Source organism: Leisingera daeponensis DSM 23529 (assembly GCF_000473145.1).
Classification (GTDB): domain Bacteria; phylum Pseudomonadota; class Alphaproteobacteria; order Rhodobacterales; family Rhodobacteraceae; genus Leisingera; species Leisingera daeponensis.
On the sequence record NZ_KI421500.1, the window covers coordinates 1112085 to 1133157 of the forward strand.

General features: G+C 66.3%; 17 protein-coding genes. 7 read left to right on the forward strand and 10 right to left on the reverse strand.

Annotation, left to right across the window (positions count from 1 at the left end):
* Positions 1 to 25: 25 nt before the first annotated feature.
* The 3 genes from uvrA to lpdA all read right to left on the reverse strand — a co-directional run bounded on the left by uvrA (position 26) and on the right by lpdA (position 5816).
* Positions 26 to 2884 carry an excinuclease ABC subunit UvrA gene (gene uvrA, locus DAEP_RS0105810; RefSeq protein WP_027243990.1) on the reverse strand — a complete coding sequence of 953 codons (2859 nt, stop codon included), beginning with the start codon at positions 2882 to 2884 and terminating at the stop codon, positions 26 to 28.
* A gap of 261 nt (positions 2885 to 3145) precedes the next feature.
* Positions 3146 to 4315 (reverse strand): MFS transporter, encoded by a 1170-nt coding sequence (locus DAEP_RS0105815; RefSeq protein WP_036760466.1) that lies wholly within the window; start codon positions 4313 to 4315, stop codon positions 3146 to 3148.
* A gap of 106 nt (positions 4316 to 4421) precedes the next feature.
* On the reverse strand, positions 4422 to 5816 hold the full coding sequence (gene lpdA, locus DAEP_RS0105820; RefSeq protein ID WP_008556138.1) for a dihydrolipoyl dehydrogenase: 1395 nt from the start codon (positions 5814 to 5816) through the stop codon (positions 4422 to 4424).
* 194 nt (positions 5817 to 6010) lie between these two features.
* On the opposite strand from lpdA, the gene DAEP_RS0105825 reads away from it, so the two are divergent.
* Entirely contained in the window at positions 6011 to 6445 is a 435-nt protein-coding gene (locus tag DAEP_RS0105825) for a hypothetical protein (RefSeq protein WP_027243992.1), read from the forward strand.
* Positions 6446 to 6452: 7 nt separating this feature from the next.
* On the opposite strand, the gene DAEP_RS0105830 is transcribed toward DAEP_RS0105825, so the two are convergent.
* The 5 genes from DAEP_RS0105830 to DAEP_RS0105850 form a co-directional block, all read right to left on the reverse strand.
* Positions 6453 to 6908 carry a GFA family protein gene (locus tag DAEP_RS0105830; protein WP_027243993.1) on the reverse strand — a complete coding sequence of 152 codons (456 nt, stop codon included), beginning with the start codon at positions 6906 to 6908 and terminating at the stop codon, positions 6453 to 6455.
* A gap of 136 nt (positions 6909 to 7044) precedes the next feature.
* Positions 7045 to 7623: a DUF924 family protein gene (locus tag DAEP_RS0105835; protein ID WP_008557764.1), complete on the reverse strand. Its 579-nt coding sequence runs from the start codon at positions 7621 to 7623 to the stop codon at positions 7045 to 7047.
* 138 nt (positions 7624 to 7761) lie between these two features.
* Positions 7762 to 9036, reverse strand: a complete 1275-nt coding sequence (locus tag DAEP_RS0105840) for an MFS transporter (RefSeq protein ID WP_008554004.1) — start codon at positions 9034 to 9036, stop codon at positions 7762 to 7764.
* 187 nt (positions 9037 to 9223) lie between these two features.
* Entirely contained in the window at positions 9224 to 10288 is a 1065-nt protein-coding gene (gene queA, locus DAEP_RS0105845) for a tRNA preQ1(34) S-adenosylmethionine ribosyltransferase-isomerase QueA (protein ID WP_027243994.1), read from the reverse strand.
* A 60-nt stretch (positions 10289 to 10348) separates the two neighbouring features.
* The gene (locus tag DAEP_RS0105850; RefSeq protein ID WP_027243995.1) at positions 10349 to 13822 is read right to left on the reverse strand and encodes a YhdP family protein; all 3474 of its coding nucleotides are present in this window, start codon (positions 13820 to 13822) and stop codon (positions 10349 to 10351) included.
* A gap of 50 nt (positions 13823 to 13872) precedes the next feature.
* Here DAEP_RS0105850 and DAEP_RS0105855 point away from each other — a divergent pair, with 50 nt between their 5' ends.
* From DAEP_RS0105855 to DAEP_RS0105880, 6 genes are all read left to right on the forward strand, one after another.
* Positions 13873 to 14334 (forward strand): peroxiredoxin, encoded by a 462-nt coding sequence (locus tag DAEP_RS0105855; RefSeq protein WP_027243996.1) that lies wholly within the window; start codon positions 13873 to 13875, stop codon positions 14332 to 14334.
* A 258-nt stretch (positions 14335 to 14592) separates the two neighbouring features.
* Positions 14593 to 15435, forward strand: coding sequence for a ferritin-like domain-containing protein (locus DAEP_RS0105860; RefSeq protein WP_027243997.1), 843 nt, complete (start codon positions 14593 to 14595; stop codon positions 15433 to 15435).
* Between the two features lie 90 nt (positions 15436 to 15525).
* A complete protein-coding gene (locus tag DAEP_RS0105865) occupies positions 15526 to 16062 on the forward strand; it encodes a ribosome modulation factor (RefSeq protein ID WP_008556893.1) in 537 nt (178 codons plus the stop codon).
* A 221-nt stretch (positions 16063 to 16283) separates the two neighbouring features.
* Positions 16284 to 17615, forward strand: coding sequence for a M23 family metallopeptidase (locus DAEP_RS0105870; protein ID WP_027243998.1), 1332 nt, complete (start codon positions 16284 to 16286; stop codon positions 17613 to 17615).
* Positions 17605 to 18141 carry a bactofilin family protein gene (locus DAEP_RS0105875; RefSeq protein WP_027243999.1) on the forward strand — a complete coding sequence of 179 codons (537 nt, stop codon included), beginning with the start codon at positions 17605 to 17607 and terminating at the stop codon, positions 18139 to 18141. Before DAEP_RS0105870 ends, DAEP_RS0105875 begins: the two co-directional genes overlap by 11 nt.
* Positions 18142 to 18393: 252 nt before the next feature.
* Positions 18394 to 19764, forward strand: a complete 1371-nt coding sequence (locus DAEP_RS0105880; RefSeq protein ID WP_027244000.1) for a calcium-binding protein — start codon at positions 18394 to 18396, stop codon at positions 19762 to 19764.
* Between the two features lie 141 nt (positions 19765 to 19905).
* Here DAEP_RS0105880 and DAEP_RS0105885 read toward each other — a convergent pair whose 3' ends face one another.
* Complete coding sequence (locus DAEP_RS0105885) at positions 19906 to 20454, reverse strand: peptidylprolyl isomerase (protein ID WP_008553450.1); 549 nt, start codon at positions 20452 to 20454, stop codon at positions 19906 to 19908.
* Positions 20447 to 20953, reverse strand: a complete 507-nt coding sequence (locus DAEP_RS0105890) for a peptidylprolyl isomerase (RefSeq protein ID WP_008555083.1) — start codon at positions 20951 to 20953, stop codon at positions 20447 to 20449. Before DAEP_RS0105890 ends, DAEP_RS0105885 begins: the two co-directional genes overlap by 8 nt.
* Positions 20954 to 21073 lie beyond the last annotated feature (120 nt).

Here is a 21073-nt window from a genome sequence, read left to right on the forward strand (position 1 = left end):
CGCCCCTCCTGCCTGGCGCTGACCGCTATTCCGCCGCCACCTTCCGCGCCGCCAGAATGTCCTTCAGATAGCGCCCGGTATGGCTGCGCGGCTCATCGGCCACCGCCTCCGGGGTGCCGGCCGCCACGATCTCGCCGCCGCCGTCGCCGCCCTCGGGGCCAATGTCGATGATCCAGTCAGCAGTCTTGATCACATCCAGATTGTGCTCGATCACCACCACGGAATTGCCCTGCTCCACCAGCTCGTGCAGCACCTCCAGGAGCTTCTTCACATCCTCGAAATGCAGCCCCGTGGTCGGCTCGTCCAGGATATACAGCGTCCGCCCGGTGGAGCGTTTCGACAGCTCCCTCGACAGCTTCACCCGCTGCGCCTCGCCGCCCGACAGCGTTGTCGCCTGCTGGCCCACCTTGATATACCCAAGGCCCACCCGCATCAGCGCGTCCATCTTGTCGCGGATCGCCGGCACCGCCTGGAAGAAGCCCTGCGCATCCTCCACCGTCATATCCAGCACATCGGCAATGCTCTTGCCCTTGAACTTGATCTCCAGCGTCTCGCGGTTGTAACGCGCGCCTTTGCAGGTCTCGCAGGTGACATAGACGTCGGGCAGGAAGTGCATCTCGATCTTGATCACGCCGTCGCCCTGGCAGGCCTCGCAGCGCCCGCCCTTGACGTTGAAGGAGAAGCGCCCGGGCTTGTACCCCCGCGCCTTCGCCTCCGGCAGGCCGGCAAACCAGTCCCGGATCGGGGTGAAGGCGCCGGTATAGGTCGCAGGGTTACTGCGCGGCGTGCGCCCGATCGGGCGCTGGTCGATGTCGATCACCTTGTCCAGATGCTCCAGCCCCTTGATGCTCTCGCAGGGGGCCGGGGTCTGGCGCGCACCGTTCAGGCGCATGGAGGCGGTCTTGAAAAGCGTCTCGATGGTCAGCGTCGACTTGCCGCCGCCCGACACACCGGTCACGCAGACGAATTTGCCCAGTGGGAACTCGGCCGTCACCTCTTTCAGGTTGTTGCCGGTGGCCTTGACCACCTTGATCTTCTTCTTGTTGCCCTTGCGCCGCTGCCCGGGGATCGCGATCTCCCGCGTGCCCGCCAGATACTGGCCGGTGATAGACCCCGCATCGGAGGCGATCTGCTGCGGCGTGCCGTGGCTGACCACCTCGCCGCCATGCACCCCGGCGCCGGGGCCGATGTCGAACACATAATCCGCCTGCCGGATCATGTCCTCGTCATGCTCCACCACAATCACCGTGTTGCCCTGGTCGCGCAGGTTCTTCAGCGTCCCGATCAGCCGGTCGTTGTCGCGCTGGTGCAGCCCGATGGACGGCTCGTCGAGCACATAGAGAACGCCGGTCAGGCCGGAGCCGATCTGGCTCGCCAGACGGATGCGCTGGCTCTCGCCGCCGGACAGGGTGCCGGAGGAGCGCGACAAAGTCAGGTATTCCAGCCCGACGTTGTTCAGGAAGCCCAGCCGCTCGCGGATCTCCTTGACGATGGCGCGGGCGATTTCCTGCTTCTGCTGGCTCAGGTGGTTCGGCACATCCTCGATCCAGGCCAGCGCCTCGCGGATCGACAGCTGCACCACCTGCCCCACATGCACCCCGGCAATCTTTACCGCCAGCGCCTCGTCGCGCAGCCGGTAGCCCTCGCAGTGGTGGCAGTGCCGGTTGTTCTGGTAGCGCTCGAACTCCTCGCGGATCCAGTTGGAGTCGGTCTCGCGGTAGCGCCGCTCCATGTTGGGGATGACGCCCTCAAACGTGCGCTCCACCTGGTAGACGCGCCCGCCCTCGTCATAGCGGAACTGGATCTCCTCCTCGCCGGAGCCATAGAGGAACACTTTCTGCACCTTCTCCGGCAGGTCCTTCCAGACGGTGTTCTTGTCGAACTGGTAGTGCCGCGCGATCGCCTCGATGGTCTGCAGGAAATAGGGCGACTTGCCCTTGCGCCAGGGCGCCAGCGCGCCGTCATAGACCTTCAGGCTCTGATCCGGCACCACCAGCCGCTCGTCAAAGAACAGCTCCACCCCCAGCCCGTCGCAATGCGGGCAGGCCCCGAAGGGCGCGTTGAAGGAGAACAGCCGCGGCTCGATCTCGGGAATGGTGAAGCCGCTGACCGGGCAAGCGAAATTCTCGCTGAAGGTGATCCGCTCCGGATCGCCCTCCTTGGGCGCGGTTTCCAGAATGGCGATGCCGTCGGCCAGGTCCAACGCGGTGCGCAAGCTGTCGGCCAGCCGCGTCTCCATGCCCTCGCGCACCACCAGCCGGTCGACCACCACGTCGATGTCATGGCGGAACTTCTTGTCCAGCACCGGCGGCTCGTCGAGCTCATAGAACTCCCCGTTCACCTTCACCCGCTGGAAGCCCTGCTTGCGCAGCTCCAGGAATTCCTTCTTGTACTCGCCCTTGCGGTCGCGGACGATCGGCGCCAGCAGGAAGCCGCGGGTGCCTTCCTCCATCTCCATGATCCGGTCAACCATGTCCTGCACCTGCTGCGCCTCGATCGGCAGCCCGGTGGCCGGCGAATAGGGCGTGCCCGCACGGGCGAACAGCAGACGCAGATAGTCATAGATTTCCGTCACCGTGCCCACAGTGGAGCGGGGGTTCTTCGAGGTTGTCTTCTGCTCGATCGAAATCGCAGGCGACAGGCCGCTGATGTGGTCCACATCCGGCTTTTCCATCATGTCGAGGAACTGGCGCGCATAGGCGCTGAGCGACTCGACATAGCGGCGCTGGCCCTCGGCATAGATGGTGTCGAACGCCAGCGAGGACTTGCCCGAGCCGGAGAGGCCGGTGATCACCACCAGCTCATCGCGCGGAATGTCCACGTCGATGCTTTTCAGATTGTGCTCGCGCGCGCCGCGCACCTCGATGGATTTCAGCTCAGCCATAATGCCCCCGTACACGCGCCCGCCGACCTCTTGGCGGACGCCAGCCCTACAGATAGGGAATGCGTTTGGAAACGCCAAGCCCCCATAAAGAACATATCGCGAACAAGAGGAAGTTTGCTGACAGCAGCTGGCAGCAGCCGCTCCGCCTGCGTTTGCCGGTCCGGATTTCCCCGGAGTCCGGCGCGCCGCGCCCCGCGCGGCGCCAGGCCCAACGGGCGGCGGTCCCCGCAAGGGGCCGGCGGCGGGCGGGAGCGCTTGCCGTCACACCATGCCGCGGCGCCGGGCGGCCAGCAGCATGTGCACCGCGGCGCCGCTCAGGAACAGCACCAGCAGCGCCGCCATCATGCCGCCGAACCCCGCCGCGGACAGCGACAGCACCATCAGCGGCGTGCCGATGGTGTTGCCGAGGTTGCCCATCTGCGCCATCGCGCCGCTGGCCTGCGCCCGCGCCACGGTGGTTTCATTCAGCTGCGGCACCGCGGCAAAGGAACCGCCCTGCACCAGCCCCATCGCGCCCGCCATGGCGATGCAGGCCAGCGGCGCGCCGGGCACCGCCCACAGCCACAGCGCCGCCGCCGCGCAGGCCAAAAACCCAAGCTGCGCCAGCCGCACCCCGGGCACATACCGCAGCAGGCAGACCCCCAGGGTCATCGACACCGTAATGCTGGCCAGCGGCATCATCCCCAGCACCAGCCCGCGCGCATTGTCCGCGATATAGGGCGGGATCACCGTCAGCACCGCCACAAAGCAGCAGGTGTAAAACAGCCAGCCCGCAGCCGGCGCCGCGATCCAGGGGGAGCGGTAGATCGGCAGATGCAGGCCCGGCAACTCCGCCAGCCGCGGCAGCGGCGCCCGCGGCGGCACCGGCACCGCGCGCAGGGCAAAGCCCAGCAGCACCGCCAGCCCCGCCATCACCGCCGCATGGGCGGCAAACAGCGCCAGCAGGCCCCAGGCCCGCACCAGCGGCAGGCCGAACCAGGCCAGCAAGGTAAAGGCCACGGCGAAAAACGTGCTCCACAGGGTCATCGCCAGCCCCCGGCCGCGGTCGGAACTCAGCTGCGCAATCAGCACCGGACCTGCCACCACAATGCCCAGATGCGACAGCCCCTCAGCCACCCTTGTGGCAAGGAACAGCCCGAACGGCAGATGCAGCGCCTGCAAGGCCGACACCGCCGCCCCGGCCCCCAAGGCCCAGACCAGTGTGCGCCGGTAGCCGAAGGCCGCAACATAGGGGCCCGCCACCGCGCCCAGCAGAATGCCCAGCATCCCGACCAGCGACACCGAGAAGCTGAGCGCCGTTCCCGCCTGCGGGTACAGCTCGCCCATGCGGCCGAAGATCACCGAAATCTTGCCGTATTGCGCAGCCGCCCCCAGCCCCGCCGCCCAGACCGCCAGGATCAGCCCCCAGCGGGAATTTCCGCCATCCGTCAAAATATCTGCCCTCAAACAGAAAAAGCAGGCACGCACCCGCGCCTGCTTTTTCTGTCCTGCCCGCTAATCCCGGCCGCGGCAAGAGCTGCGGCGCGGGAATGCTGCGTCACATGTGGATGACCCGGCCATAGGCGTCGAGCACCGATTCATGCATCATCTCGCTCAGCGTCGGATGCGGGAAGACGGTGTTCATCAGGTCTTCCTCGGTGGTCTCCAGCTGGCGGCCCACCACGTAACCCTGGATCAGCTCGGTCACCTCGGCGCCGACCATATGCGCGCCCAAGAGCTCGCCGGTCTTGGCGTCAAAGATGGTCTTGACCATGCCCTCGGCCTCTCCAAGCGCAATCGCCTTGCCATTGCCGATGAAGGGGAAGCGGCCGACCTTGATCTCGTAGCCCAGTTCCTTGGCCTTGGCCTCGGTATAGCCGACGGAGGCGACCTGCGGCTGGCAGTAGGTGCAGCCGGCAATGCTTTCGGGCTTCACCGGATGCGCGTGCTTGCCCGCGATCAGCTCGGCGACCATAACGCCCTCATGGGACGCCTTATGCGCCAGCCAGGGCGCGCCGGCGATGTCGCCGATGGCATAAAGCCCGTCCACACCGGTGCGGCAGAATTCGTCCGTCACAACATGGGTGCGGTCGACCTTGACGCCCAGCTCTTCCAGCCCCAGCCCCTCGACGTTGCCGACGATGCCCACGGCAGAGATCACGGTGTCGAACTCCTGTTTCTCCACCTTGCCGCCGACCTCGATATGGGCGGTGACTTTCCCTTTGCCGCGGTCGAGCTGCTTGACCATGGCTTTCTCCATGATCTTCATGCCCTGTTTGACAAAGGCTTTCTTGGCAAAGGCAGAGATCTCCGCGTCCTCGACCGGCAGCACCCGGTCCATCACCTCAACCACGGTCGTCTCTGCACCCAGCGTGTTGTAGAAGCTGGCAAATTCGATGCCGATCGCGCCGGAGCCGATCACCAGCAGCTTTTTCGGCATCCGGACGGGCTGCAGCGCGTGCTTGTAGGTCCAGACCAGATCGCCATCCGCTTCCAGCCCCGGCAGCTCGCGGGCGCGGGCGCCGGTGGCCAGCACGATGTTCTTGGCGGTCAGCTCCTCGGTGCCCTTGTCCGTCTTGACCGAGACCTTGCCCTTGGCCGGGATCGACGCCTCGCCCATCACCACGGTGATCTTGTTCTTCTTCATCAGGTGGCCGATGCCGGAGGACAGCTGCTTGGCCACCCCGCGCGAGCGCTTCACCACCGCGTCCAGGTCATAGCCGATGTTTTCCGCCTTCAGGCCGAAATCCTTGGCCCGCTCCATCAGGTGGAACACTTCCGAAGAGCGCAGCAGCGCCTTGGTCGGGATGCAGCCCCAATTCAGGCAGATGCCGCCCAGATGCTCGCGCTCGACCACACAGGTCTTCAGCCCCAGCTGCGCTGCGCGGATGGCGGCAACATAGCCCCCCGGCCCGGCGCCGATTACGATCACGTCATAGGATTGTGCGGCCATGCTGTCCCCTCGCCTTGAACAGGATCCATAAAACTAGTTTACCGTTAAACTATTTCTGTCTGCACTGCAATCGTCCTCTGCTGCGGCATTGCGGCCCTGCGCTGTCCGGCAGTTTTCCGCTTGGCAGAGAGGCCGGTTCCGGGCCAGCATAAGCTGAAACAGGCGCTGCAATCCACAGCCAGGAGCGGAAGAACATGAAACGGACGGTTGCCGATCTTGCCAAGGCCCTTCTCAACGCCACCCTGATCCTGCTGGCGCTGTGCCTGTTCCTGGGGTGGAAGCTGATGGCCGCCGCCTCTGCCGTCACCGCCAATGCCAGCCAGATCGCCAGCCGCGTCGAACCGCTGCACACCGCCGTGACCGGGCTGCAAGGGGAACTGGCCAGCCTGCGCGCCGCCCTTCAGGACCGGCCAGCCCGGGATGGAGCGGAGGCGCTCTCAGCGGCCCGCCTCGACCGTGTCGAGGAGCGCCTGAACCAGCTGCAGGCCAATGTTGCCGGGATTCGGCAGCTGCCGCTGCAGGCCGCGGAACAGGCCGCCCGCGCCGGTGCGGCGGAGCTTTCCAGCCGTATCATCAGCGCCGTCCCGCTGCTGCGCGATAGCCGCGCGTGCGCCCAGCCCGAAGGCTGACACGGGGTCAAACCTTGGCGGCGTAGGCCTCCAGCAGCGCGCCAAACTTCTCCATCGAGGGGAACTGCGCAAAACTGTGTTCGGCCGCAACGTCCGCAAACGGCAGCCGCGCACCGGTCCAGGTCTCGATAAAGGGCCGGAACCAGCTGGTATCGTCGAACATCACCGGGCGCACGTTCACAAACGCCTCAACGCCGGTGATGCGGGTGAACATCCAGGTCATGCAATCCGGGCAAAAATAATGCGCCAGCTCCTGCCCCTTGGCACCGCCAACGGCAGGATTGCCCTGCACCACCCGGAAGGCCTCCGCCGGAAACATCGCGGTCAGGGAGAACGCGCTGGCGCTCATCTTCTGGCAGCCGCGGCAATGACAGGCCGCGGTCAGCACCGGCGCGGCGGAGACCTCAATCACCGCAGCACCGCAGCGGCAGCTGCCGGACATCTGAAAATCTGCTGTGGTCATGGGAACGCCCTCAAAGCCTTGCCTGAAAACAGAGCCCCTCCCTGCCGCAGGCAGGCCGTTGGCACAAGGGACCCCCGAAAGAAAACGCCGCGCCCGGTTCGGGGCGCGGCGTTGAACTCTTCCAGCAGGGCCGGCGTCAGCCAGCCGCTTGCATCTGCCGCACGGTCTCGCCGTAGCCGCCCGACATGACATAGTCGCGCTCGGGTGCGGTGCTGGCGCGGTGCAGCGCCTCGTTGCGGTAGGGGAAGCGGCCGAACTGGCGGATCACTTCGCGGTGGGCGCGGGCGTGCAGCAGGTTGCTGGTGCCGGTCTGCGGCATCCGCTCCATCATCAGCCGGATGCAGCGTTCCTGATCGCACAGGTTCTCCGAATGCATCAGCGGCAGATAGAAGAACTGCCGCGCCGGCTCGTCGATCTTCATGTCCCACTTCTTGTTGATGGCCACCTTGGCCGCCGACAGCGCCGCCTGGTCAGAGGCAAACGCCTTGCCCTTGCCGCGGAACATGTTGCGCGGAAACTGGTCCATCAGGATGACATAGGCCAGCGTCCCGCTCGGGTAGGTAAGCCAGAAGGAGAACTTGCCCTCGCAAGCCTCCTGCCAGGTTTTCTGAAACTTCGTGCGGATCTCCTGATCCAGCGCCTCATCCTGCAGATACCATCCCTTCTCCCCGACCTCGTCGAGCCAGAATGCAAGTATCTCGTTGGGACCAGCCATCGGTCTTAACTCCAAGTTTTTCCTGACCCTGATTTCAGGCCATTTTGCGTTGCCATTACAAGTAACCTTGGGTCACAAATTGCGACAGGCAAGACCTGGGGATGAAATAATCCTCACGAAAACGGCTGGTTAGCGCAATCACTTCTCCGCAGCGGCGGATTCCTGCTCCTCCAGTTCGGTCTCGATCGCGTATTCCTGCGCAAACTCGACCGCCACCGGTGTTGCCGTCGGCGACATAGCGGCATAGCTGCCGGTCTCCTCCACCGGGATCGAGGCACGCTGGGTCGCGCGGTACAGCGCATAGCCCGCCATCGCGAACATCAGCGCGGCGATGAAGGTGAAAAAGCCCGGAGGCCCGAACACCGCATCCCCCATCAGCCAGCCGGTGATCAGCGGCCCGGCGATGGCGCCCAGCCCGTTGATGAAGATCAGCCCGCCCGAGGCCGCCGCCATGTCGTCATGCTCCAGATAGTCGTTGGTATAGGCGATCAGCAGCGAATAGAGCGGGTTCGACAGGCCGCCGATAAAGAAGGCCGCCACCAGCAGCATCTTGAAATCCGTGCCGAACAGGAAGCCCGCCACAGCGCCGCCGCCGCCCGCCAGGGCCGCGATCAGGATCAGGAAGCGGCGGTCCATGCGGTCCGACAGCCAGCCCAGCGGATACTGCAGCAGCAGCGCCCCCACATAGAAGGCGGAAACAAAGATCGACAGCTGCGTCAGGGTCAGCCCGGCGGCGGAACCGTACACCGCGCTCATCCCGAACTGGGCCGAGAACACGCCGCCCAGAAGGAACATGCCGACACAGCCCAGGGGCGAGGTCTCAAACAGCTTGCGCAGAGTCATCGGCTTGGTGGTGTCAAAGGCCGGGGTCGGCGAGATCGACAGCAAGATCGGCGCGAAAGAGATCGAAACCAGGATCGAAGCGATGATAAACGCCTCATAGCCGGCCGGGTCGCCGACCTGGATCAGCCCCTGCGCCGTGATGATGCCGATGGTTTGCACGATCATGTAAAGCGACAGCGCCTTGCCGCGGTTGGTGTTGTCGGCGGCGTTGTTCAGCCAGCTTTCGGCGGTCACATACACGCCCGAGAAGCAGAACCCGATGAGGATCCGTCCCAGCGCCCAGGCGACGGTGTTGGGCAGCAGCGGATAAAGGATCATCACCGCCGAGATGAAGGACGCCAGCGCCGCAAAGACGCGCACGTGGCCGACACGCCGGATCATCTCCGGCGCCAGCCGCGAGCCGCCCAGAAAGCCCACGAAATAGGCCGCCATCACCAGAGACATCTCGAACGAGGAGAACCCCTCCAGATCGCCCCGGACCCCCAGCATGGTGCCCTGCAGACCGTTGCCCACCATCAGCAGGCAAACGCCCAACAGCAGCGCCCAAGCGCTCGAAAGTACCTGAAGCATTCCGATGCCTCCTTTGAAAGCAAAGCAGCCCTCCACAAGGGTCGGGCTGCCATCACATTTGATTGTTATGTCCGGGCGATCAAGGCTCGCGTGGCCGGTATCGCCGATTCTGATTGCGGATTGATGACCCTGCGCGCGTGCTGATGATCGTCATCACGGCGCTTGTCGATGGTTTCGCGCGGTTTTTCTAAGGTGTATCCGCCTTCGCCGGGATCAAAAGCGACGCATCGCCATAGGAAAAGAACCGGTAGCCGCTGCGCACCGCATGGTCATAGATCCGGCGGATCTCCTCCTGCCCCATCAGGGCGGAGACCAGCATCAGCAGGGTCGATTTCGGCAGGTGGAAATTGGTCATCAGCGCGTCCGCCACCTGAAACTTGAACCCCGGATAGATAAAGATGTCGGTGTCGCCTTCCCAGGCGTGGATCTGCCCGTCCTTGGCAGCGCTCTCGATCAGCCGCAGCGCGGTGGTGCCGACCGGAATGACCCGGCCGCCCGCTGCCTTGGTGGCCGCGATCTCCGACGCCGCTTCGCCGCTGACCTTGCCCCATTCCGCGTGCATCCGGTGGGTGGTCACATCCTCCACCTTGACCGGCAGGAACGTGCCCGCGCCGACATGCAGGGTGACATAGGAAATCTCCACCCCGCGCGCCTTCAGCGCCTCCAGCAGCGGGGCGTCGAAATGAAGCGAAGCGGTCGGTGCCGCCACCGCGCCCGAATTCCTGGCCCAGACGGTCTGGTAATCGGTCTTGTCCTGCTCATCGGCGGCGCGCTTGGCGGCGATATAGGGCGGCAGCGGCATCGCGCCCGCCTCGGCCAGCGCAGCGTCGAAATCGGTGCCGCTGAGGTTGAAGCGCAGATGCCCCTGGCCGTCCTCGATGGCTTCCAGTGCCGCGCTCAGATCGCCGGAGAAGACGATCTCCTCGCCCTCGCGGATCTTCTTCAAGGGCTTCAGCAGCGCCGCCCAGCTACCGTCGGCGCGCGGCTCCAGCAGGGTAGCCTCGATCTTCGCCGCCACCGGCCCTTGCGCGCTGTCGCGGCGGCGCAGCCCGCTCAGGCGCGCCGGGATCACCTTGGTGTCGTTCAGCACCAGCCGGTCGCCGGGCTGCAGCCAGTCCACCAGATCGGTCACCCGCCCGTCGTGCAAAGTGCCGCCCGCAGCCACCAGCAGCCGCGCCGAGCTGCGCGGATTGGCAGGCCGGGTGGCAATCAGAGTGTCGGGCAGGTCGAAGTCGAAATCGCTGAGTTTCATGGCGCGCGCTATAGGATGTGCTGCAGGGAAAATCTATGGCGATTTTCACTCCCAGCCAGTTTACTTGTTGGCCCCTCGCGGGGTTTGGACCTGCTCTTCGCCCTCCTCCAGCACTTCGCCGTCGGCGGAGAACGCCCTGTCGTCCCCCGGAACTGTCGGCGGCGGGCCGCGGAAGATCTCGCGCAGGAACCCCGGCGCCAGCCCGGCCAGCGGGTTGACCGAGACCGACGGGTCATCCGCGGTGCCGCGCAGGGTGAAGGTAAAGCCGAACAGCCCCTCGCCGTCCCGCGGCGACAGCACCCGCCCGATGGCGTTGAGCAGATACACCGGCGAGATCACGCCGCGCATGTTCAGGCGGCTGCTGCTCAGATCGAAATTGCCGTCCAGCGACAGCCCCATCGACGGCCCCACCGCGCTGCTCTGGTGCAGTATCAGATGCGAGCCGCCCAGCCGGAACCGCGCGTCCATGCTGGTGAACAGAATGCCCTGCCCGGTCATCTCGTCCAGCAGCCCGACCAGGCTGATCGCATTCAGGATCGCCGCCATTGACGGCGCGTTGCGCACCCGGATGTTGCGCACGCTGACCCGCCCGTCGTATTCGCCCGGCCTGTCCGCCGGGACCAGCGTCATGTCAAAACTGCCGCCGCGGCCATGCTGGAACACCCCGGCAGAGCGGAACACGCCGCCGGCATCATTGGCGCGGATGCGCGCCGCGGTGCCGTTGTTCTGCGGCACCACGGTGCCCGCCACCGGTGTCTGGCCGTTCAGGCGGGCGGTGAACTCCCCGTTCATGCCGCCCTGGGTCGAGAACCGCCCCTGAAAGCCTTGCAGGGCGATGCTGTCGGTGACCTGCAGGTTCTGCAAACGCAGGCTGATCGGAACCGGCCCTCCGCCGCCGCTGCTGCTGCCGCCGCCGCTGCCGGAGGCTGCCGAAAACGGCGAGCGGTTCAGGTCCAGCCTGCCGCCGGTCACGTCAATGGCGGGCGGCGCGCCGCTGCCGCGCCCGCGGAAGGTCACCGCGCCCTGGAACCAGTCGCCCGCCCGCGCCGAGGAAAACACCGCCTGGTCCAGCCCGCCGCCCTCGCGGGTGGTCACCCGGCCTGCGGCCGCCAGCCCGGGCGCCTCCAGCTCCAGCCGCTCCACCGTGGCGGTCCGTCCCAGTTCCGCCGACAGCGACAGCTTGCCGGACGCCGCCTCGCTCTTTTGCCAGCCAATCTCCGCAATCCTCAGGCCGACCCCCGCAAGGTCGGACTCCAGCTCCAGCTCAGGCGGCGCGCCGGGCTGCAAATCCACCGTGTAACGGCCCCGCCCCTTGCCAAAGACAGATCCGCGCGGCAGGCCCAGGTTGAAGGCCGAAACCGCTTCTGCCGACAGTTCGATGGTGCCCTCGGCCCGGCTGCCCCGGGGGGCGTCCTTGCCGGTCTTTTGCGCCCAGCTGACGGTCACTGGCACGCCCGACAGGCTGCCGCTGCCGCTGATGCGCACCTCGCCCTGGTTGCCTTCGATCTTCAGCAGCGGCGCCGCCGCGGTATGGCCCGGCACCAGCTTGCTGGTCTCCACCGCCCGCGCCTCGCCGCTGTAGTGGTAGAGGATTTCCTCCGGCTGCACGTCCTTGCGCAGCGGCAGCGACAGCGTGCCGGTGGCCTCCACCTGCCCCGCCGCCAGATCGACCGGCAGCGAGGCCTTGTCCATCACCCCAAGCGGCTCGCGGTTCAGCAGCGACAGCGCCGCCGTGACCGAGCCGCGCGCAGCAATCCGGGCAATGCCGGGGGTGCCGTCGCGCACCGTGGTGTCCGGGATGATGAAGGAGGTGCCCGTCACATCCACGTCACCGCCCTGCTCCGGCGTGACCACCCCCTTGGAGGCGGTCACGACAAAGCGGTTGCCGTACAGGCTGAGCTGGCCCGCCGCCTGCCGCACCGGCGGCATGAACTTCTGAAACAGCACCTCAGCCTCCTCAAAGGCCAGGTCCAGGCTGACGAAAGGCTTGCCGCTGCCGCGCCCGCGCATGTGGAAACCGGCGTCGCGCACCAGCCCCGCACGCAGGTTGTCGCGCACCCACTCGCGCGGTTTGGAGGCCAGCGCCTCGGGCCAAAGCTGCTTGATCCGGTCCGCCCCGACCTGATCGACCCGCCCGTTCAGGTCGTAGTCCCAGCCCTCGGGCCCGGCCCCGATCTCGCCGTCCAGATGGATCCGGCTGGCGCCGTCACGCACCAGCATCTCTCCCAGCCGCAGCCGGAAGGGCTTCAGCCGCAGATCGAAATCCGCGTCCACCGCCGGGAATTTCACCGGCGTCTCGAACAGGCGGCGCGGATTCAGCTCCAAATCGGCAAAGCGCAACTGCCCGGTCAGCCCGCTCAGCTGCCCGTTCTGGATCCCCGCCAGGCTGGCCTGCCCCTGCATCACCCCCGAGCCCCAGCCGCTTTGCACGCTGAGTTCGGAGAACTCCAGCATCTGGGCCGCCGGGTCATAGGTGAAGTAGCTGCGCGCGCCGGTGATCGGCACCGGCCGGGTCTGCGCCTCCGGCTGGATCACCCCTTCGCCGATCCGCAGGCTGGCCTGCACCGGCTCCAGCGTGCCGTCGCCGCGCACTCCGCCGCGCAAGGAGCCGGAAATCGGCGCCCGCAGCACCCCCAGCCAGCCAAGCGCCGGGCTTTGCAGCGCGATGTCCTCGCTGGCGATGTCCGAGACGAGAACCCCGAACTCCGCCTCCGGGCTGCCGATCTCGGAGATATAGCTGGCCTCGACCGTGCCCACGTCGCCGCGCCCGCTCAGCACCGAAAACACCGCCGAGGCCGACACTTCGCTGCCGCTTTTCTGCAGCCGGATCTGGCCGCCGTCCAGGGTCCAGGCGCGGCCCAGGCGGTCATCGGTGTAAGACAGCGTCAGCTCGCTGGTCTCCACGCCCCGCAGCGCCGCCAGCACGGGTTTGTCCAGCTGGCTGTCCCATTGCTTGATCAGCTGCACCAGGTTGCCCGCCTGCCGTGCCGGCAGGCCGCCGCTGGCAAAGCTCAGCGCCAGGGTGCCGTCCGGATTGCGCCGCAAGACCGCGAACAAGCCGCTGAGCGAGATCTGCTTGGGCTGGATCCTGCCGCGCAGCAGCGGCCGCATCGCCAGGCTGGCCTGGGCATCCGCCAGCTGGGCAAACACCGCGCCGTCCGGATGGCGCAGCACCACGTCCTTGAGGCTGACCCGCGGCCGCCAGCCCTTGCTGACGACCACATGGATGGCGCCGAATTCGATCTGCAGCCCGTTCAGGTGCCGCTCGATCCGGGTCTCCACCCGCTGGCGCAGCCAGTCCGGCGCATCCAGCCGGGTGCCAAGGCCGAAATAGATGGCGCCGGCCCCCAGAAAGCTCAGCAGCGCCAGCATCCAGACCGCACCGCGCAGCAGCCGCCAGTGCCAGCGGCGCCGCGCCGGCGCCGCCAGGCCGGCGTCCGGGCCCGTCCCAGGCCCGCGCACAGGCACGGCCTCGGCCGCAGCGCGGTTATTCTCGCCGGCAGGTTTGATCTCAGCTTTCCCTTTGCTGCTCATGGGTTATGGTTGCCGCGCAATGAGTTGCGCAAATTACCGGAGACAGGCCTATGCCCGACGTTTCAGATCCCGCCCCTTCCTTTACCCTGCCCCGCAGCGGCGGCGGAGAGGTCACTTTGTCCAGCCTCCAGGGGTCCCCCGTGGTGCTGTTCTTCTATCCCCGCGATGATACTCCCGGCTGCACCAAAGAATCCATCGCCTTTTCAGAGGCTTTGCAGGCCTTTGCCGATGCCGGGGCGCAGGTTTTCGGGATCTCCAAGGATACCGTCGCCAAGCACGACAAATTCACCGCCAAACACGGGCTGGCGACGCCGCTTCTGTCCGATGCGGACGGCACGGTGTGCGAGGATTACGGGGTCTGGAAAGAGAAGAGCATGTACGGCAAGAAATTCTGGGGGATCGAACGCTCCACCTTCCTGATTGATGCCGATGGCCGCATCGCGCAGGTCTGGCGCAAGGTCAAGGTCGACGGCCACGCGGACGAGGTGCTGGCAGCCGTCCGCGCGCTTTAAGGCATCCCGGCGCTGAGGCACGGCGGGGCGCTCCCGCCAGCTCTGCCCGCGCCCTGACGGGCGCAGGCCCCGCTGTTGGGCCCGGCGCCGCCCCTGCGGGCGGCGCGCGCCGCGCGGGACGCGCGGTGCCACGCCCAAGGCCGCCAGGGAGATCCGCCCGCGGATCGCCCGCGGGCGCGGGAGCGCTGCCGTTTCCGCTCTGGACTCCACCGCCCAAATCAGGTGAACCCGGGCCAGCCGCCGCAACAGGAGACCCGCATGACCGATCATCCCCTATCGCTCGCCGAACGCGCCGCCGAGGTGCTGACCACCGCGGACGGGCGGCGGAAGACCGCACTGTCGCGCCGCCACGCCGCCGCATGGCTCGCCTCCCGCAGCGGCACCGGCCCGGAGATCGCCATCGGCACCGCCTCCCCGCCAATGCACCCGGCCCGGCCGGACAAGCCGGAGCTGCTGCACCCCCGCGACGTGCCCAAGCGCAAGCCGGGATCGGAGGCAGGCCGCCTCGCGCTGCTGCATGCCGTCGCCCATATCGAGCTGAACGCCGTCGACCTGCACTGGGACATAATCGCCCGCTTCTCCCATGTGCCGATGCCGATGGGCTTCTTCGATGACTGGGTCAAAGCCGCGGATGAGGAATCTAAGCATTTCAACTTGATGTGCGACTGCCTTGAAGCCCTCGGCAGCCACTACGGCGCCCTGCCGGCCCACGCCGGCATGTGGCGCGCCGCCGAGGACACGGCAGAAGACCTGATGGGGCGCCTGGCAGTGGTGCCGATGGTGCTGGAGGCCCGCGGGCTGGATGTCACCCCCGGCATGATCGAAATCTTCCGCAAGGCGCGGCTCAGCCAGGCCGTCGACGCGCTGGAGGTGATCTATGCCGAGGAGGTCGGCCATGTCGCCTATGGCTCCAAATGGTTCAATTTCCTGTGCGGCCGGGACAACCTCGACCCCAAGGAAGTGTTTCACGCGCTGGTGCGGAAGTATTTCCACGGCGCCCTGAAACCGCCGTTCAACGAGGAAAAGCGCGCCGATGCCGGCCTGCCGCCGGATTTCTACTGGCCGCTGGCCGATCAGGCGCGGGACCTGCCGGGCGGCTGAGGCCGAGCGGCGCGCTTTGCCGGGTGCAGCCGCCTTTACCAAACCGCCGCCGCCGCCTAGACTGGGACCTCTGGACAGCCGGGTGATCCCATGTTCGAAAACGACTTCCCATTGCTGAGCACGGCCAGCCTCTCGGCCCTGATCCTGCACACCGCACGCTCCGGCCCGGTGACGCTGGACCGCTGCGAACAGGCGCTGGACGCTCTGTTCCGCCAGGCCGGCGAGACCCCCGGCCTGCCTCCCGAAGAGCTGCGCGGCCGGCTGGCCGCCCGCCTGTCCGAGCTGGAGATTGCAGGCATCCTGGTCCCGGGCGAGCCGCGGCCGGGCGAGCCTCCCAACTGGCGGATGACCAGCCGCGGCCACCAGGCCCTCATGCGGCACCCCGAGGGGCTCGATCAGACCGACCTCGCCCGCTACCCCGAATTTGCCGCCCACCTGCGCGCCACCGCCCACAAGCCCTGCGGCATGGACCCGCGCACGCAAAGCTATGACGAGGGCTACCGCGCCTGCATGGACGGCCAGCCCTTCACCGGCAATCCCTACGCCTTCGACACCGCCGACCACCAGGCCTGGGAAAGCGGCTGGACCGAAGCGCAGGAGGAACAGCAGACAGGCCAGCCGGGCTGACCGGCCCCCTTCCGCCCGGCACGTCCGCGGGCCGCGCCGGGCCTTTGCCGCCGCCTCGGCAGGTTTCCGCCTATCTGCCCGCCCTGCCGGCACGATCCGGGCCCGATGGGTCAACAGGCTTGCCCAATCGGTCCGCCCTGTCTATTCACTTCGCCCAAGGCACCGGAACCGCCCAGCGGCACCGGCGCGTATCGGGACAGGGACGGAACAGGGATCGGACTTTGCGCACACGGCTCGCGATCAGAATTCACGCCTTTCTGGAACGCCGCTTCCCCGAGCGGCGCGTGTTCCTCAAATCCGACACCGACACGCGTTTCATCCGGCTGCGGTCGGAGACCCAGCTGGCCGTGGTTGCCGGCGTCACCCTGTTTGTCGCCTGGACCATTGTCGCCACCGCCATCGTGCTGATGGACAGCATCGGCGCCGGCAATTTCCGCGAGCTGGCAAAACGCGACCAGCAGACCTACCGCGAACGCCTGAATTCAATCTCCGCTGAGCGCGACGCCCGCGCCGAAGAAGCCCTGGCGGCGCAGGAGCGGTTCAACGCCGTGCTGGCCCAGATCTCGATGATGCAATCCGAGCTGCTGGCCTCGGAGACCCGCCGCCGCGAGCTGGAAACCGGCATCGAGGTGATCCAGACCACCCTGCGCGACACCATGAGCGACCGTGACGGCGCCCGCAAAGCGCTGGCAGAGCTGGAGGCAGAAACCCAGGGCGAGAACGCCGCCCCGGCGGTCGTGGCCAGCGCCACGGAGCAGATGGACATGCTGGCGGGCGTCCTGCACGATACCGCGGCGGAACGCGACCGGATCATGGCCGACGCGCAGGACGCCATCGGCCAGCGCCAGGAGCTGGAGCTGGAACTGCAGCTGATGGAGGAGCGCAACGGCCAGATCTTCCGCCAGCTGGAAGAGGCGGTCGCGGTGTCGATCACCCCGCTGGACAAGATGTTCCGCAGCGCCGGCATGCCGCCCGACCGGATTCTTGAGCAGGTGCGGCGCGGCTACAACGGCCAGGGCGGCCCGCTTGCGCCGCTGGCGATCTCGACCCGGGGCGAGGAACCCGCCCCGGAAGAACTGCGCGCCAACAGCATTCTGGCCCGGCTGGACCAGCTGAACCTGTACCGCCTGGCGGCGCAAAAGGCGCCGTTTGCCACTCCGGTCAATCTGGGCCATGTGCGCCAGACCTCCGGCTACGGCTACCGCCGCGACCCCAAGACCGGCGGCCGCCGCCTGCACAAGGGATCTGATTTTGCAGGCAGCACCGGCACCGACATCTTTGCCACCGCCGACGGCGTGGTGACCCACGCAGGCTGGCAATCCGGCTATGGCAAGCTGGTCACCATCCGCCATGCATTCGGCATCGAAACAAGATACGCCCATAATTCGAAACTCCGCGTTACGGCCGGCCAAAGGGTCTCGCGCGGGGATCACATTGCTGATATGGGTAACACCGGACGGTCCACCGGGACCCACCTCCACTACGAGGTGCGGGTCAACGGGCAACCTGTAAACCCCATGATCTACATCAAGGCTGCGAGAAATGTTTTCTAAGAGCAAAATCAACGAGCCCGGGCCGAAGCAGGCCGACGCAACCCCGGCTGCCCCCGCCTCTGCGGCTCCGGCTGCACCGGCGGCAAGCGACTACACCTCCAGCATGCCCAAGGCCAAGCCCGCCGCATCGCTGCTCAGCTCGGATCTGCACATCACCGGCAACGTCAAGACCACCGGCGACATCCAGGTCGAAGGCACCGTCGAGGGCGACATCCGCGCGCATCTGCTGACCGTCGGCGAGACCGCCACCATCAAGGGCGAAATCACCGCCGATGACGTGGTGATCAACGGCCGCATCGTCGGCCGCGTGCGCGGCCTGAAGGTGCGCCTGACCTCCACCGCGCGGGTCGAAGGCGACATCATCCACAAGACCATCGCGATCGAAAGCGGCGCCCATTTCGAAGGCTCCGTGCAGCGCCAGGACGACCCGCTGAACCCGGGCGGCCGCAAATCCGCCCCGGCCGCAGCGCCCGCCCCCTCGGCAGCGGTTCAGGCCGCCACCGCGGCGCACAAGGCCGAAGGCTGAACTGCCGGACGGCAGACCTTCAGCGCTGCCGGGCCTGACAGACACTAACAAATCGCCGCAAGCCTCCGCTTGCGGCGTTTTTTTTTGCTTTGCCGGGAACACTCGCAAAAGCTGCAAAAACGTTACAGTTACGCGACGGTAAAGATTTCCTTGCCTTGAACATTCCGCCTTTTCCAGGGCAATAGACCTTTGAATTGAGTTGACCAGCCGGGTTTCAACCAGAATTTTGCCAAGTCCAAGGAGCTGTTCCCAATGGCTACGTTTACCGTGAATGATTCCAGCAACAGTTGGGATGTCGGGGATCTTCAAACCTTCCGGGTCCTCACCCCGACACCTGGAACCATCAACAACCACCTTCTGGAAATCAACGGCACCACTTACAGCGGCGACAGTTTTTTCGCCAGCTACACAGGCAGTTTCAGTGCCTTCGGCTCATCCGTTTACGGAACGATCACCGGCATCACATTCCGGATTAACGGATCAACCGTTTTCACGGCCAGCGGTCTGGACGTGTCGTTCACCACATACTCCAGTACGTATTACCCCTCCTCCTTCGAGGAAGAGGCCACCAAGGGCAACGACCTCTTCACCATCAATTCGACCCGCAGCAGCACCTGGAAGCTGGGGGATGGCAATGACACAATCAATGCGGGAAGCGGCTGGGACTACATCTACGGCGGCAGCGGAACAGACAGGCTGATTGTCGATGGCGCCCTCTCTGAGGCCAGCTTTTCCTCCAGCTTCAGCCGCATCATCCTCGACGGACCGGACGGCCGCGACACCCTGAACTCCATCGAGTTTGTTCAATTCAGCGACCGCACTGTCAGTCTGACGGCCGGGTCCTCTTATGACAACACGCTGAATGGGGATAACAGAACGGCAACATCCAACGATGTGCTGCTCGGCGGCAGCGGCAACGACAGCCTTAACGGATACTCCGGCCACGACCTGCTTCTGGGGGAAGACGGCAATGACAAGATTTCCGGCCACAGCGGCAATGATACCCTGCGCGGCGGAAACGGCAACGACACGCTGCTGGGCGGTTTCGATTCCGACCGCCTGTTCGGCGAAGGCGGCAACGACAACCTGTTCGGCGGCGACGCGCAGGATACGCTGCTCGGAGAGAGCGGAGACGACACGCTGAGTGGCGACGACGGCAAGGACGTCCTCAGCGGCCACTCCGGCAACGACCTCTTGGATGGCGGCCGCGGAAGCGACAAGCTCTTGGGCGGCACGGGCATCGACACCTTGTACGGCGGCAATGGCGCCGACACCCTGTCCGGCGGCGGCGGCAATGACACCCTGTCCGGCGGCACCGGCGGCGACCGCCTCAGCGGCGGCAAGGGCCGCGATGTGCTGCTGGGCCACAAGGGCGACGACCTGCTGACCGGCGGCGGCCGCGCCGACACCTTCGTGTTCCACAAGGGCCACGGCAACGACACCATCACCGACTTCGCCGCAGGCCAGGACCACATCCAGATCGGCCGCGGCGCCTCCCGCCTGGGCCAGCTGGACTTTGAACAGCAGGGCGCGGACGTGCTGGTCTCCTTTGCCGATGTGACCATCCTGGTGGAGGACATCAGCGTGGCGCAGCTGCAGGACGCGGATAACTTCCTGTTCTGACCGGGGCGGCCCGGCCGCTTCCCCCGCAAAGGCGCGCCCGCCCCGGCGCGCCTTTTTTTTGCACCCGCCCCCCCCCCGGCACAAAAAAACCGCGCCGGAAAGCCTCCGGCGCGGGTTCCGCCGCGGTGCGGGCACCGCCGGTTATTCGGTCACGGTCACCTTGGCCATGGTGTCGGGCTGGCCGATCACCGCGCCATTGGGGCCTTCGCCGCGCTTGATCGCGTCGACCACATCCATGCCCCCGGTCACCTTGCCGACAACCGTGTACTGGCCGTCCAGGAACGGGCCCGGGGCGAACATGATGAAGAACTGCGAATTGGCGCTGTCCGGGCTCTGCGACCGGGCCATGCCGACCACACCGCGGTCATAGGTGATGTCGGAGAACTCCGCCGCCAGATCCGGACGGTCAGAGCCGCCCTGCCCGGCCCGGCGCATATCGCCGCCGGCCTTGCCGAACTCGACATCGCCGGTCTGCGCCATGAAGCCCTCGATCACGCGATGGAACACCACGCCGTCATACTGGCCCGCTTCGGCCAGCGCGGTGATCTGCTCCACATGCTTGGGCGCCACATCCTCGAACAGGTCGATCTGGATGGTGCCGTTGGCTTCGCCCTCGACCTGGATTTCCAGGCCGGTCGCGAAGGCAGGCCCTGCCGCCAGCAGGGCCACCAGCGAAAGCGCCTTACGCATCCGCAGCCACCTTGACGGAGATCATCCGGTCCGGGTTCGCAGGCGGCTCGCCGCGGGTGATCGCATCCACGTGCTCCATGCCTTCGATGACACGGCCATAAACGGTGTACTGGCCGTTCAGGAAGTGGTTGTCCTTGAAGTTGATGAAGAACTGCGAATTTGCGGAATCCGGGTTGGCCGAACGGGCCGCGCCCAGGGTGCCGCGGTCATGCGGCAGCTTGGAGAACTCGGCCGGAACATTCGGCAGGCTGGAGCCGCCGGTGCCCGCCATGCGCAGGTTGAAGCCGTCTTCCATGTCGCCATTGGCCACATCGCCGGTCTGCGCCATGAAGCCGTCGATCACCCGGTGGAAGCAGACGTTGTCATACTCGCCGGCACGGGCCAGTTCCTTCATCCGCTCGGAATGCTTCGGCGCCACGTCGGGCAGCAGCTCGATCACCACATTGCCGTCTTTCAGCTCGATGATGATGGTGTTTTCGGGATCTTTGATCTCGGCCATGTGGCCCTCCTGTCGTCGAAATTTGCAACGATAGTTAAGGCCAGCGCCGGGAAATGCCAAGGGAGCATTGACTGATGCGCAAAAACCCCCGAAACAGCCCGCGGATTTGACTGCACTTTC